Source organism: Microbulbifer sp. A4B17 (genome assembly GCF_003076275.1).
Lineage (GTDB): Bacteria > Pseudomonadota > Gammaproteobacteria > Pseudomonadales > Cellvibrionaceae > Microbulbifer.
The window spans coordinates 841,462-856,287 of sequence record NZ_CP029064.1 but is presented as its reverse complement, the minus strand read 5'-3'; the positions used below and the strand labels follow the sequence as shown (position 1 = coordinate 856,287).

10 protein-coding genes are annotated in these 14,826 nt (G+C 49.8%); 9 read left to right on the top strand and 1 reads right to left on the bottom strand.

Annotated features, from left to right (window positions below):
* Positions 1-3 precede the first annotated feature (3 nt).
* The 7 genes from BTJ40_RS03875 to BTJ40_RS03845 all read left to right on the top strand — a co-directional run bounded on the left by BTJ40_RS03875 (position 4) and on the right by BTJ40_RS03845 (position 9,035).
* Positions 4-1,317 carry an ABC transporter permease gene (locus BTJ40_RS03875; protein WP_108731859.1) on the top strand — a complete coding sequence of 438 codons (1,314 nt, stop codon included), beginning with the start codon at positions 4-6 and terminating at the stop codon, positions 1,315-1,317.
* Between the two features lie 9 nt (positions 1,318-1,326).
* Positions 1,327-2,532, top strand: coding sequence for an ABC transporter permease (locus BTJ40_RS03870; protein WP_108731858.1), 1,206 nt, complete (start codon positions 1,327-1,329; stop codon positions 2,530-2,532).
* Positions 2,533-2,670: 138 nt separating this feature from the next.
* Positions 2,671-3,195, top strand: coding sequence for a nuclear transport factor 2 family protein (locus BTJ40_RS03865; protein WP_108731857.1), 525 nt, complete (start codon positions 2,671-2,673; stop codon positions 3,193-3,195).
* A gap of 117 nt (positions 3,196-3,312) precedes the next feature.
* A complete protein-coding gene (locus BTJ40_RS03860; protein WP_108731856.1) occupies positions 3,313-4,665 on the top strand; it encodes a sigma-54 dependent transcriptional regulator in 1,353 nt (450 codons plus the stop codon).
* Positions 4,665-5,990 (top strand): PAS domain-containing sensor histidine kinase, encoded by a 1,326-nt coding sequence (locus tag BTJ40_RS03855; protein ID WP_108731855.1) that lies wholly within the window; start codon positions 4,665-4,667, stop codon positions 5,988-5,990. Before BTJ40_RS03860 ends, BTJ40_RS03855 begins: the two co-directional genes overlap by 1 nt.
* Before the next feature lie 287 nt (positions 5,991-6,277).
* Complete coding sequence (locus BTJ40_RS03850; RefSeq protein ID WP_108731854.1) at positions 6,278-8,593, top strand: immune inhibitor A domain-containing protein; 2,316 nt, start codon at positions 6,278-6,280, stop codon at positions 8,591-8,593.
* 157 nt (positions 8,594-8,750) lie between these two features.
* Positions 8,751-9,035, top strand: a complete 285-nt coding sequence (locus BTJ40_RS03845) for a high-potential iron-sulfur protein (protein WP_108731853.1) — start codon at positions 8,751-8,753, stop codon at positions 9,033-9,035.
* Here BTJ40_RS03845 and BTJ40_RS03840 read toward each other — a convergent pair.
* Positions 9,032-9,994, bottom strand: coding sequence for an AraC family transcriptional regulator (locus BTJ40_RS03840; RefSeq protein WP_202862855.1), 963 nt, complete (start codon positions 9,992-9,994; stop codon positions 9,032-9,034). The genes BTJ40_RS03845 and BTJ40_RS03840 overlap by 4 nt on opposite strands.
* 378 nt (positions 9,995-10,372) lie before the next feature.
* On the opposite strand from BTJ40_RS03840, the gene BTJ40_RS03835 reads away from it, so the two are divergent.
* Together BTJ40_RS03835 and BTJ40_RS03830 are read left to right on the top strand one after the other, a co-directional pair.
* Positions 10,373-11,515, top strand: coding sequence for an efflux RND transporter periplasmic adaptor subunit (locus BTJ40_RS03835; protein ID WP_108731852.1), 1,143 nt, complete (start codon positions 10,373-10,375; stop codon positions 11,513-11,515).
* Positions 11,516-11,614: 99 nt separating this feature from the next.
* Positions 11,615-14,806: an efflux RND transporter permease subunit gene (locus BTJ40_RS03830; RefSeq protein ID WP_108731851.1), complete on the top strand. Its 3,192-nt coding sequence runs from the start codon at positions 11,615-11,617 to the stop codon at positions 14,804-14,806.
* The last annotated feature ends 20 nt before the right edge of the window (positions 14,807-14,826 follow it).

Below are 14,826 nucleotides of genomic sequence, written 5' to 3'. Positions count from 1 at the left end.
AACATGTTTGGATACTATATTTCCCTGGCTTTACGCAGCCTGCGCGGTACGCCAATTTTAAGCGGCTTGATGATCTCTGCTATTGCAGTGGGCGTCGGAGCCTCCATGACTGTACTCACCCTCAACTATATGATGTCGCAAAATGCACTCAAGCATAAAGATGACGTTCTTTTCGCTGTGCAGTTGGATGGTTGGAACCCCAAGGAAACTGCCAATACAGCCAATGAGATACCCTGGCAACTGACTTACCAGGATACACAAGCGCTTCTGCGCTCAGATATTCCAACTCGCCAGGTTGCCATGCATCGCTTCGGGTTTACGGTTCAACTTGAAAATTCCTCGATGCGCCCTTTTACCGCATCTACCCGCGTCACTACGCGCGATTTTTTCTCCCTTTTTGATGTGCCTTTTATTTACGGTGGTACCTGGGAAAATGAAGCGGACACTTCTCACGTAGCAGTTGTTGTTCTATCCAGGTCGACGAATGACAAATTGTTTTCTGGCGAAGATAGTGTAGGCAAAACTATCATCCTAAATGGCGAGCCCTTTATCGTTGTTGGCGTTATTGATCACTGGGAGCCTGCTCCTAAAGTTTATGACCTTAACAACAGTGCCTTTGGCAGCGCCGAAAAACTGTTTGTGCCTTTCGGACTACACAGGAAACTGGAAATATACAGCTGGGGAAACACCAATGGGTGGAAAAATGGTGAAGGCCATGGTTACGAGGGGTTCCTACAAAGTGAGGATATTTGGATACAGTATTGGGTCGAGATAAATAGTAGTGACCAAAAAGCTCAATATGAAGATTTCCTGACTGCATATATTAATGGTGAAAAAACACAAGGGCGCTTTGAACGACCATTAAAATTCGCCCTGAGCAAGCCCTCTGAATGGCTGGTTCTTAACGAAGTCCTCAGAGATGATAACCGTGTATTGGGCTGGATATCTCTGGCTTTTTTATTAGTTTGCGTCATCAATGCTGTAGCTTTATTGCTCGCTAAGTTTTTGCGTAAAGCACCCGAAGCAGGTGTCCGTCGTGCCCTGGGAGCGAGCAGAGGCGCTATATTTACCCAACACTTAATTGAAAGTTCTGCCATTGGAGTGATCGGTGGTATCGCCGGAATATTTATTGCGGTCATGGGTATTAGTGGAATCCGCTACCTAGCCATGGGCCAAATGGATACTGTAGCTACGATGGATTGGGTAATGATGATTGCAGCCATAGGCCTCGCTTTGATTGCAAGCCTACTCGCAGGAATCTATCCCGCTTGGCGTATCAGCCGTACCAACCCCTCTATTTATCTGAAAACCCAGTAAGGCCGAATCATGTTGGAATTGAAACCTATGTTGTCTGCCCTCTGGCGCAACAAAATCTCAGCAATGTTAATCGCTATGCAACTAGCATTAACACTGGCGATCATCAGTAATATTGTGGTTATTGTACAGGATCGCATTGGCAAGATAACACGACCGACAGGTATTGCCGTGGAAGAAATTATTGCTATAAATGTTATGGCAATCCCCCAGGATTATGACATGATCAGTGCAGTACCTTCTGATTTAAAATTGCTACGCGAACTTCCCCATGTCAAGGATGCATCTGTTACACAGCAAGTACCCTTATCACAATCAGGATCTGCTGGCGTATTTTACACGCAGCCAAATCAGGAAATCGGTGGGGTCGTCTCCAACCGTTACAATACAGATCCACACTTTATTAATACTCTAGGTCTTAATTTAATTGCGGGTCGAAATTTTACAGATGTGGAAATGCAGTATTTTGACCCTAATGAAATTAGGGAAATGTCAGTTGCCATTATCACTAAGCAGTTCGCTGAAAAACTGTACCCTAACCAGGACCCTATAGGTAAACCTTTATATGATGGTAACAACCATCCAATAGAAATCATTGGTGTTGTCGAGAGACACCTGGGAGCCTGGGTGGGATGGTCAAATGCAGGTAATGTAGCCTTTTTTCCCGTCGTTAGAAACACACAAGATATAAACTATTTAGTTCGGACTGAACCAGGAAAGTTGAATGACGTATTGAGGGTATTAGAGGATAAGTTATCTGAACGTGACCCACAAAGAGTAATAAAAACAAAAGTGCTTACAGAGTATGTCGCCCGCAGTTATGCCCGCGATAATTTAATGGTTAAAGTCCTAACTATTGTTGCAGCCATGTTGAGTTTTATTGTAGCTCTTGGCATTGTAGGCCTAACCATATTCTGGATTAATCAAAGGGCCAAGCAAATTGGTGTTAGACGTGCATTAGGGGCCACCCGTACCAATATCAGCCGATATTTCCTTATAGAAAACGGAATGATAGCGAGCCTGGGTATCACAGTTGGCAGTGCAGCAGCACTAATTGCCAATCAATATATGGTTCGCGATTACTCACAGCCCACTTTAACAATTGCACCCCTAGTTGTTTGTGCATTACTGGTACTTTTAGTCAGTCTTGCAGCTGCACTTGCCCCAGCGTTACGAGCAGCGAATATATCACCGGCAACAGCCACCCGAAGTATTTAAATAACAACCTTGAGGGGGTGACCTACTTACTCACCCCCTAGCAAGGGTCAATTTTTTTCATTCATTTTTCATTGTTTATCCATCGCGCTCAACGGATATGCCCAGCCCCCATCAAAATAAATAATAAGGACATTCATCTTGTTTAAAAAAATATCTTCTTTCTTTTTTATGGGGCTAACCTTCCTAAGCCCAAACTCACAAGCGGAAAAGCATCCGGTTATTGCTGGCCCAATAGCAACTGAAGAACTAGTACAACAAATCACAAGAGCTGACCAACGCTTATTTGATGCGTTATTCAATAATTGTGATCTAAGTGAAGCACAAAACCTGGTGACCGATGACTTTGAAATGTACCATGACAAGTGGGGTCAAACGGCGAAGTCTGGAGAAGAGTTTGTCAAGGCCATTACCAATATGTGTAAACAGCGTGAAAATGGAAGTGGCATTCGTGCACGTCGTGAATTGGTAATCGAGAGCTCTAAAGTCTACCCCGTTAACCATTATGGTGCTATTCAGTCCGGTACCCATCGATTTTATGGCATCAATGACGACAATTCTGAAGTCTTACGAGAAAGTTCTCAGTTTACTCATCTCTGGAAACAGGTTGATGGTAAGTGGCAGCTCGCAAGGGTACTCAGCTTCGACCATAAACCCGCTGAGTAACATATCGGCCACTAACTCTCCCAGATCTATTTGTGGCAGGGAAAACCTGCCACAAGCATTCCCCCTCGCCACCAACACATTGCATAATAGGCGCCTTAATAGCGTGTCTTAGAAACTATGGACAAAGTACTTATTATTGACGACAACAGCAGTATCGTTTCCGCTCTGGAGATCCTGTTGTCCCTGCATGACTTGCAGCCACTTTGTGCGATTACTCCTCAAGCCGGATTACAATTGCTACGAGAGAACAGCGATATAAGCCTGGTTATCCAGGATATGAATTTCACCGCTGATACAACCTCTGGGGAAGAAGGCAAAGAGCTGTTCTTTGCGATTCGGGAAATAAATCCGGACCTTCCAATTATCCTGCTGACCGCTTGGACCCAACTGGAAATGGCAGTCGAGTTAGTCAGAGCTGGGGCCGCTGATTACCTGAGCAAACCCTGGGATGACAATAAACTAATATCCACAATTAACAATTTATTGGAGCTGGGAGAATTACAAAAGCGCCAGCAGGCATCCCAGCAACAGGCTTTGAATGCTCGACGCCAATTACGGGAAGACTTTCTACTACAAGGCATAATTTACCGCAGCGATAAAATGCAAAAGCTGCTGGAGATGGCCACTCAAGTAGCGAAATCTGAAGTTCCCATCCTGATCACCGGACCAAATGGAGCCGGTAAAGAAAAGATTGCTGAGATCGTTCAAGCGAACTCTTCATCGAGAGAAGGGCCTTTTATTAAAGTTAATGTAGGTGCACTACCAGAAGATCTGATGGAAGCAGAGCTGTTCGGTGCCGAACCCGGTGCCTATACCGGCGCCGGCAATCGGGCACGGGAGGGTAGGTTTGAAGCCGCCGATGGCGGCACCTTATTTCTCGATGAAATTGGCGAGCTCTCACCTAGCGGCCAGGTGAAACTACTACGCGTACTACAAACCGGAGAATTCCAACGTTTAGGCAGCAGCCAAACCCGCAAAACCAAAGTTCGGGTAATCAGTGCTACCAATAGGGATCTCCACAAGGCTATTGAGGAAGGCAAATTTCGCCAGGATTTATTTTATCGACTCAATGTTATAGAACTGCGCCTTCCGCCACTGCATGAACGCCCTGAGGACATCCCCCCCCTCGCAATGAGCTTCCTCGCGGAAAGTGGCAACTCAAAAAAGCTATCTCCTCAAGCGTTAAACGCCCTTACTCGCTATCATTGGCCCGGCAATGTGCGAGAACTTCAAAATGTTATGCAGCGAGCAGCCGTCTTAAGCCAAGAGGACACTATCGATGAAGCCGTCCTGGCACTTCCTGAGCAAACGCCAACCGATAAAGTGGAAGTGAGTTTTGAGCCCAGCCGTGAGTTGCTACAGGAGACTCTCTCCAATTGTAATGGCATTATTGCCCAGGCCGCACGAGAACTCGGTATGAGCCGTCAAGCTTTGTACCGCCGTCTGGAAAAACACGGTATACCCTATTGATGTCGAAATACTTTTCTCTTGAAGGCCGCCTTATCGTAACAGCGGCCCTTCCTTTAGTTGTCGGTATCACCATTTCCTGGCTCGGTACCCGGGCAGGCTTTAGTCCATCACTCTCTTGGTCAGCTGGACTTATAGTTTCAATACCATTATTAATTGGACTCATGCGCCAAACACTTGCCCCTCTGACTAACACCCTCAAATCACTACAAAATGGTCTGCTAAATTTTCGTGATGGCGACTTCTCAATCTCCCTTGTACACCCCAAAGACAACGATCTTCGTCAAATAACGCTGCTATACAATGAAATTGGCGAGCACTTACGTAAAGAACGTGCCCATATTTATCAACGAGAATTGCTTTTAGACACCGTTATCCAAACCTCTCCGCAAGCGCTCTTACTGGTGGACCAAAGCGATCGTATTATTTATTCAAACAGTAGTGCCAAGCAGCTACTCAATAACGGAAAGCCTTTACAAGGGCTACTTTTACAAAAACTTCTACCTAACAGCCCTAAAGAAATAGCTAGTGCCATTAAAAGCTGGAAAAATGGGCTTTTTAATTACTCCGATGCTAATGGCTCACACTCCATGCACATCGGAAACAGTACTTTTGTACTTAATACACAAAAGCATCGTCTAATTGTCTTGCGTGAAATGACTCGCGAGCTGACCCGTGCGGAAGTAGAAGTTTGGAAAAAAGTTATCCGTCTGATCAGTCATGAGTTAAATAACTCTCTAGCTCCCATTTCATCTCTCGCACACTCAGGAAAAATGCTGATAACAAAGCCTGGCAAAGAACAGGCTCTGGAAAAGGTATTCGATATTATTGCAGATCGCTGCAAACACCTGACAGAATTCACTCAAGGCTACGCTTCTTTTGCTAAGCTACCAGCCCCAAGCTGCGAGACAGTGACCTGGCAAGAGTTAATTAATCGAATAATGCCAATTCAACCTTTTTCACTGAAAGGCTCTCTGCCTGACGAGGCCGGTTATTTTGACCCGATCCAAATAGAGCAGGCACTACTGAACTTAATTAAGAATTCACGAGAAGCAGGCAGCGATGTTGACGATATTGAACTTGAAGTTAGCATCGATAGCTTCGGCCAGAAACTGGTACTCTCCGATCGCGGCTGCGGTATGAGTGAGAAAGTGCTTGAACAGGCACTACTTCCGTTCTTTTCAACGAAAGAACAAGGGGTGGGCTTGGGGTTGGCACTATGCCGGGAAATTATTGACGCACATGACGGGCAGATCCAACTTTTGAACCGTTCCGGTGGAGGCTTACAAATCTGTCTCTGGCTACCATGGAAAAAAAGAAAAAACTAAACTTGGCGGAACGAAAAACTCAAAAAGTCAGCGTGCTGGAAAATCTATTTCAATTGTTTTTTTGAAAACTTCCAAAAGATTAAATAAGCGTCACACTTTAGTTTAAATTCACACAAAAATTTCATGAATTTATTGCGGCCTATTCATCTATAAACGTCATTCCTCTGTAGCTGATAATAAAAAACCTAAGCTGCCATAGCTCGAAACCCAACTATTTTAATATTCTTTATTTGTGTTGGGCTTCGAAAGCTGCCTTAAATTTATTTCGGAATGCACAAGAAGGGATCATGCTAAAAATAAACAATTTGCTGTCCGCCGGCACGCTCGCTCTGAGCCTGATGGCAGCCAATGCCCAGGCTATTAATTCACATCAAAAAGGTGGTGATCAAGTCGACCTGGTCATTGCTAATGAAGCCAAATTAATTGATATGCTCAAGCGCTCTGGACGTATCAGCCAAGATGCAACTATTGCGGAAGCTGAAAGTACTTTGCGTAACTATTTAAAGGAGCGAGCTACACATAGCATTAATCCGGCTCAGGACCTCTCCAGTGATACCGTAAGAATGATGAGCGAAGCCCGTGGAGGACATAAACATCCTCGGTTGCAAAGGGGAAAAGGATCGCTTCATCGCAACCATGGCAGCCGCCACCCTAGAAACATTCAACTTGAGAGCTACGACGGTGAAGCCCAAACTGCACGGGTTCTCGCTATTTTGATGGAATTTCCAGATTTTCCCCATAACAGCATCGAGCCCGGGGAAAGTGATATGTACTACGCGGATTACGCCGCTGAACATTACGCTGACTTGCTTTTCTCCCAAAACGGCTTTGAAGGTCCCAGTGGGGAAAACATGCTATCCATGCAGCAGTTTTACTGGCAGCAATCCGGTAACAGCTACTCAGTTGAAGGCTCTGTAGCAGGTTGGTATATGGCCAGCCAACCAGCAGCTTATTACGGCAATAACACCGATGGAGATGCTCGCTCCCTAATTCGTGAGGCCCTGGAAGCTGCAGCTGCCGACCCCACAGTAGACCTGTCAGATTTTGATATTGAAGACCGTTACGACTTGGATGGTGATGGCGATTTTTGGGAAGCAGATGGTTTAGTAGACCACATCATGATCTTCCACTCCTCGGTTGGTGAAGAAGCTGGTGGCGGGCAACTGGGTGAAGACGCCATTTGGTCTCACCGTTGGAATCTTGGCGGAGTCTATTCACTTGAAGGGACTACTGCGGAGGTAGATTACTGGGGCGGCACTATGGCTGCTTATGATTACACCATTCAGCCGGCGGACGCCGCTGCAGGGGTTGTCAGCCATGAATATGGCCATGACCTGGGCCTGCCCGATGAATACGATACCGATGGAAGCGGTCGTGGAGAACCAGTCTCCTACTGGTCCATTATGTCCAGCGGTAGCTGGGCTGGTGTAACTCCGGGTGCAGAACCCACAGGCTTTTCCGCATATGCCAAGGAGTACCTGCAACACAACCATGGCGGAAACTGGCTTCACGGTGAAACTATTGCCCTGGATGAAATTCCTCGCCGCGGTATCGAGTTGCTACTCGATGAAGCAGTTCATAAGGGTACCAATAACGATGCAATCCGAATTGACCTGCCCGCAAAACAAGAGATAGTTACCGAACCCAGCAGTGGGGAATACGCCTACTTCAGTGGTAGCGGCAACAACCTGCAAAACTCTATGACAATATCTGTTGATCTGAGCAATGCAGAAACAGCAAGCCTCTCTTTCAAAGCCTGGTACGACATTGAGCTGGATTGGGATTACGCAGCGATCATGGTAGATTCCGGTGATGGCTTTGTCTCCATTCCTGGTTCAATAACTACAGATACCAACCCTAATGGCACTAATCCTGGCCACGGCATTACTGGCAGCTCTGAAGGCTGGATTGATATTGACTTCGACTTAAGTGCTTACAGCGGGCAAGAAATTAGCCTTTCGCTTGCCTATATTACTGATGGCGCCGTAGCGAATTCAGGTCTTTTTGCCGATGACATCACCATCGAAATTGATGACACAACGTTCCTTTTCGATGATGCTGAAACTGATGGCAACTTCAGCCTTGCAGGCTTTAGCCGAAACCCAGGCTATCTCGAGCACGATCACTACTACTTACTCGAATGGCGCACGCATCGCGGCGTTGATGCCGGATTGGCGCACGTGAATGTAGCTGGCAAGATGCTCACTTTCACAGAAGGCCTCTTGGTTTGGTACGTAGATTCCAGCTACGATAATAACTGGGTTGGCGTACACCCAGGAAACGGCTTCCTTGGAGTTGTTGATGCTGACCAGAATGTATTGAGATGGAGTGATGATTCCGTTGCCAGTACCCGTTATCAGGTTCACGATGCCACATTTAACATCGAAAGAGCCGACGATATGGTTCTGGATTTACTCGAGGACTACGGCATACTCCTAAGTGACATTCACAACCGCCGCTACCCGTTGTTTAACGACACACGGAGCTATAGCAGTGAAGAAATACCAGACGCCGGCCGCGCTATCACACCTTACGGCTTAAAGGTTCGGGTCGTATCTCGCAGTGGAGATAAATCTGTAGCCAAAATACGCGTAACCAAATAAAAGAAGAAAAATCAGGCGGCGCCTTTATGGCGCCGTCTCCAATTTAACAAAATAGAATAAAATCACCGCTCAAAACAAAGCCTTTAATTCGAGCAAAACTCCCGTCTCCAACTAACCTGAATGCCAGAAACCTTTTTAATCATTCAGGCATTCATTTATGAAAAAGCCTCTAGACAATTCCCGTCGCCACTTTCTTAAGCTTTCAGGGACATCACTACTTTTAATTCCTGCCACATTTATTGCAGCATCCTCTGCACAGGCCCAAATCAAAGCGCAGAAGGACAAAGTAAATTACCAAGATACCCCCAAGGACGGGAAAAAGTGCGCGGACTGTCAGCTGTTTGAGCCCCCCAATGCCTGCCTGGTTGTGGAGGGCGATATCAGTCCCGAAGGATGGTGCAGCTTATTTGTACTAAAACAGGGTAACCCCGTTTCAAATTAAGCCGGTACCCGCTGTTCACCGCGCAACTTAATCACATCTGCACGGGGCGGCAGGCCAAACATGCGGCTGTACTCACGACTGAAATGAGAGGGGCTCTCATAACCAACACGGTAACTGGCGGAAGCCGCTTCCAGCCCCTCAGTCAGCATCAGTCGGCGCGCCTCGTGTAAACGCAGCTTTTTCTGAAACTGCAGCGGAGACATACGGGTGATCTGCTTGAAACTGTGGTACAGAGATGACTCACTCATATTGGCTTGATCCGCCAAGTCACTGATCCGCAGAGGCTCCGAAAAGCGATCTTTGAGCACCTCAATCACCCGGGACACGCGATTTGCCTGGCTATCAGCCATTGCGAATTTACGCATTCGCGCTCCGATTTCCCCCATCAAAGCTCGATAGATAATCTCACGCCGTGCCAATGGTGCCAGTATGGGGACATCTTTGGGGCTATCCAGTAAAGACACCAGCCGGTTTAGTGCGTCGAGCATACCGTAGTCCATTTTGGTCAGGCACAGGCCGCAGCTCACTTCAGGGCAGTCATATCCGGCCTCCACACCCGGCGCCTTATCCCCAAGCTCCATAACCAGATCGGCGACTTCTTGTGGGTCAATGGTTATCTTTACGCCGAGAAATGGCGTTTCCAGAGAGGCGTCTTCAACACGGCCCAGAATCGGTAAATGTACAGAGGTGGCCACATAACTCAAAGGCATATAGGAGATTTCCCGGTCCCCCAACTCCAGAGTCTTTCGCCCCTGAATAATAAAATTCAGGGAAGGTGTATACACGGTTGCCGCACAGGCACCCGGTTCATTGCAGCGGATCAGGGAGAGACCTCCCAGTGCTGTTTCATTTAATCCCTGCTCCGGCGCCTGACGCATCACAGAGCCAATCAGTTTCTGCCTTATAGACTCCATATCCACAGCGACTGAATTGGGTTCCGCTCTGTTTTCAATGCTCATATGCTCCCCTCGTGCCCGCTACCATGTTCACGCCTTAAAACGAAGTGGCACACAGTATACGGAGTTTTAGGCAATTTCAGGCCAGTTTTGCAGGATTAGGCAATCACTCTGCAGTAATAGGTAACAGTGACCGATGCGCCCCTTAAAATCAATGTAATATCTTAGTCAGCAATTGAGACAACTAGTTATATATCCAGTTCTTTAAGTATCCTCTTGAATGCGCCTCATCTAACTTAAAAGCACTCTTAACGCAGAAATAGGCAATCAATTAACAGTTCCTGAATACCGCCGACACCTTGGCCACCGCTAGAGTTACGCCCTTACTGGGAGAAGCACCCAATAGCCCTTCCCCTCCGTAGCAAAGGGAGTACACGCGTTATGGTAAGAAAATTAACGACAGTTCTATTCGGCGTATCCGCACTGGTGCTCGCCGGCTGCAATAGTGATGAGCCGAGCGGTCAGCAGCCCCCTCCTCCCGCTGTTGAGGTAGCCCAGGTATCCGCAGGAGCCACGACCTTGTGGCGCAGCTTTACCGGCCGAGTGGCAGCGCCTGAAACCGTCGAACTGCGCCCTCGGGTCAGCGGCTATATCGATAAAGTTTCCTTTGTTGAGGGAACCCTGGTTAAGCAGGGCGATGTCCTGTTCACTATCGACCCCCGCCCTTACAAGGCTCGCGAGCGCGCAGCCCGGGCTGACCTGGCCCGAGTTCGCAGTGACCTCTCCTACAGCGAAAAGCAAGCCGGCCGAGCCAAACAACTGCTCAACAGCAAGGCAATCTCCCGTGAGGAATACGATCGACGTATCGCTTCACGAGATTCGGCCCGAGCGGCCCTTAGCGCTGCCGAGGCGGCACTGGAAAATGCCCGGTTAGACCTTCAATACACCGAAGTTAAAGCACCTATAAGTGGCCGAGTAAGCCGCGCCCTGGTCACTCAAGGCAATCTCGCCAATGCCGACAGTACTCTGCTGACAACGCTGGTCTCTGTCGACCCAATGTACGTGTATTTCGAAAGTGACGAACAGACTTTTGCTAAGGGCCGCAGCTTACTCAATAGAGTGCAAAAGCCTGCTGTGCGTATAGGCCTCGCCGGTGAGCAAGGGTATCCACACAGTGGAGAGTTGGACTTTATTGATAACCGCCTGAACAGCCATACCGGCACTATTCAGTTCCGCGCTGTGGTTAACAACAGGGACGGCTTTTTCAGGCCGGGGCAATTTGCCCGGGTGGAAATGCCGATTGAAGAGGTTTCACAGGCAGTTTTAATCAATAGCAAAGCGGTTCTTACCGATCAGGACCGCCGCTATGTCTACATCGTCAACGACAGTAATGTCACCGAAAAACGCCCCGTGGTCGCTGGCCAACGCCAAGGTGATCTTGTGGTTATCCGCAGCGGCCTGGAGCCCGGCGAGAAAATTGTGGTGAATGGCCTGCAAAAGATTTTCTTCCCGGGCATGCCCGTCGCACCGGAAATGGTGGCCATGCAGGAGCAGGTAAAGGCGACCCAAGTCGCTGGCCACTAAACAAAGAGCAAGGGGCTTGCCGAAGTGAGCCCATACATTCAGCTAATCCTATCAATGGAATCCGAGCGGCTGACTAAGTCGCTCTCGGAGTAGCAGTATATGAATTTTTCCCGTTTCTTTGTCGACAGACCGATATTTGCATCCGTGTTGTCGATCATTATTTTCGTCGTCGGCCTGATCAGTATTCCCTCACTGCCGGTCAGCGAATATCCCGAAGTTGTGCCTCCCAGCGTGCAAGTGAGTGCCCGCTATCCCGGTGCCAACCCTAAGACGATTTCAGAAACTGTTGCCACGCCGCTGGAAGAAGCGATTAACGGCGTGGAAAATATGATTTACATGAAGTCAGTGGCAGGTAGTGACGGCACCCTGACTTTGAACGTAACCTTTGAATTGGGCACCGACCCGGACCAAGCCCAGGTACAGGTGCAAAACCGGGTGTCCCAGGCCCTGCCGCGCCTGCCCGAAGATGTCCGCCTGCAAGGTGTTACCACCCAGAAGCAGTCGCCAAACCTGATGATGGCGGTGCACCTGATTTCCCCGGACGACAGCCTCGACGCTACCTATATTCGCAACTATGCCGTACTGCATATTCGCGATGAGCTATCGCGCATTCCCGGCGTGGGCCTCGCCGCCGTATTCGGTTCCGGTGACTACGCCATGCGCTTGTGGGTGGACCCGCAGAAAGCCGCCGCTGTAGGCATTACTGCTGCCGATATTGTCAGCGCCGTGCGCGAGCAGAACGTACAGGTTTCCGCCGGCCAGATCGGCGCCTCCCCAATGCCGAACGGCTCAGACTTCCTGATTTCCATCAACGCCAAAGGCCGCCTGGAAAGTGAAGAGGAGTTTGGCGATGTTGTACTCAAGACCGGCAATAATGGTGAGATCACCCGCCTGAGAGATGTGGCCCGTGTGGAGCTGGCCTCTTCCCAGGACTCCCTGCGCGCCCTGCTCAACGGCCGCCAGGCTGTCGCCATTCCTATTTTCCAATCCCCAGGCTCCAACTCACTGGAAGTTTCTGCGGCGGTACGGGAGAAAATGGCTGAACTGGATGACCAGTTCCCGGAAGGCCTCAAGTGGGAAGTCGCTTACGACCCCACGGTTTTTGTTAGCACCTCCATCAGCTCAGTGATCAAGACCCTACTGGAAGCCGTACTGCTCGTGGTTCTGGTGGTTATCCTGTTCCTGCAAACCTGGCGCGCCTCATTGATCCCGCTGCTGGCCGTGCCGGTATCTATTGTCGGCACCTTTGCGGTGCTGTTGATGTTGGGCTTCTCAATCAACACCCTGACCCTGTTCGCTATGGTGCTGGCCATCGGTATTGTGGTGGATGACGCCATTGTGGTGGTGGAAAACGTCGAGCGGAATATTGAGGAGGGACTGACACCTTTAGCCGCTGCTCACCAGGCCATGCGCGAGGTGAGCGGTCCGATTGTCGCTATCAGCCTGGTGCTCTGCGCGGTGTTTGTACCCATGGCATTCCTGGATGGTATCACCGGCCAGTTCTACCGCCAGTTCGCCACCACCATTGCTATCGCCACCATTATCTCCGCGATCAACTCGCTGACTTTATCTCCGGCTCTGGCGGCAACCCTGCTGAAGCCTCACGGCGCCAAACCGGATATGCCTGCTCGTATTATTGAGCGTTTGTTCGGCTGGATATTCCGCCCGTTCAACCGTTTCTTCCAGCGCAACTCCGAGCGCTACCAGCGGGTCGTGGGTAGCAGCCTCAAGCGTCGCGGTATCGTATTTGGTGTTTACCTGATATTGCTCGGCGGTACTTTTGCCCTGTTCCAGCAGGTCCCAGGCGGCTTTATTCCGGTTCAGGATAAGACATACCTGGTGGGCAGTATCCGCCTGCCGGAAGGTGCCTCCCTGGACCGCACCGAGGAAGTTGCTCGCCGCGTGAGTGAATTGGCTCTGGAAACAGAAGGTGTTGCCAACGCCGCGGCCTTTGTCGGCTTCAATGCCCTGCAAAGTACCAACACCCCCAACGTAGGCACTGTATTTATCCTGTTCGACGATTTCGATGAACGTGAGCGCAGTGCCCAGGAAATCGCTGCGGAGCTAAATGGCAAGATCTCACAGATCAAGGAAGGCTTTGCGATGACCTTTATGCCGCCGCCCATCTTCGGTCTGGGTGCCGGCTCCGGCTACTCCCTCTATGTTCAGGACCGTCGCGGTGCCGGCTACGGTGAGTTGCAAAACGCCACCAATATGTTGGCTGGTGCCCTGAGCCAGGCCAGCGGCCTCAGCTACCCCTTCAGCTCCTACCAGGCCAATGTGCCACAGATGGATGCGGAGGTAGATCGCCTTCAGGCCAAGGCCCAGGGTGTGCGCATGGACGACTTGTTCGGCACCCTGCAGCTCTACTTCGGCTCTATGTATATCAACGACTTCAATCTTTTCGGCCGCACCTACCAGGTCGTTGCCCAGGCTGATGCACCCTTCCGCGATGAAGTGCAGGATCTGGACAATCTCTACACTCGCAATATGAATGGGGAGATGGTGCCCATCAGCACCATGGTGACCCTGCGCCAGAGTTACGGACCCGATCCGGTGATCCGTTACAACGGCTACCCAGCGGCCGACCTGATGGGACAGTCCGATCCCAGCATGCTGTCTTCTTCTGAAGCACTGGCTGCGGTTGAGCAAGTGGCTAGCCAAGCCCTGCCTCCAGGTATGCAAATCCAGTGGACCGACCTCAGCTTCCAGCAGGTCAACCAGGGCAATGCCGCTATGGTGGTTTTCCCTCTCGCAGTACTACTGGTATTCCTGGTGCTGGCCGCCCTTTATGAAAGCTGGGTGATGCCACTGGCGGTGATCCTGATCGTGCCCATGTGTCTGCTGGCTGCACTATTCGGTGTCTGGGCTACTGGCGGCGACAACAATGTATTTGTTCAAGTCGGGCTGGTTGTACTGATGGGGCTCGCTTGTAAGAACGCTATTTTAATCGTGGAATTTGCTCGCGAACTGGAAATGGAAGGCAAAGGCACTGTCGAGGCTGCACTGGAAGCCTGCCGCCTGCGTCTGCGCCCGATCATTATGACTTCAGTCGCCTTTATTGCCGGTGTTGTTCCACTGGTATTGGCCGGCGGCGCTGGCGCTGAGGTGCGCAATGCCATGGGCATTACCGTATTTACCGGCATGATCGGTGTCACCCTGTTTGGTCTGTTCCTCACCCCGGTATTTTATGTTGCCCTGCGCAAGATTGCCGGCGGTAAATTATCAGCAGCCCGTGATACAGATGGCCAGGAGAGTAATTTGCCTTTGGAGCAAGCGGCTAACACTTAACCCCGCTTTTCCCGGGCGTG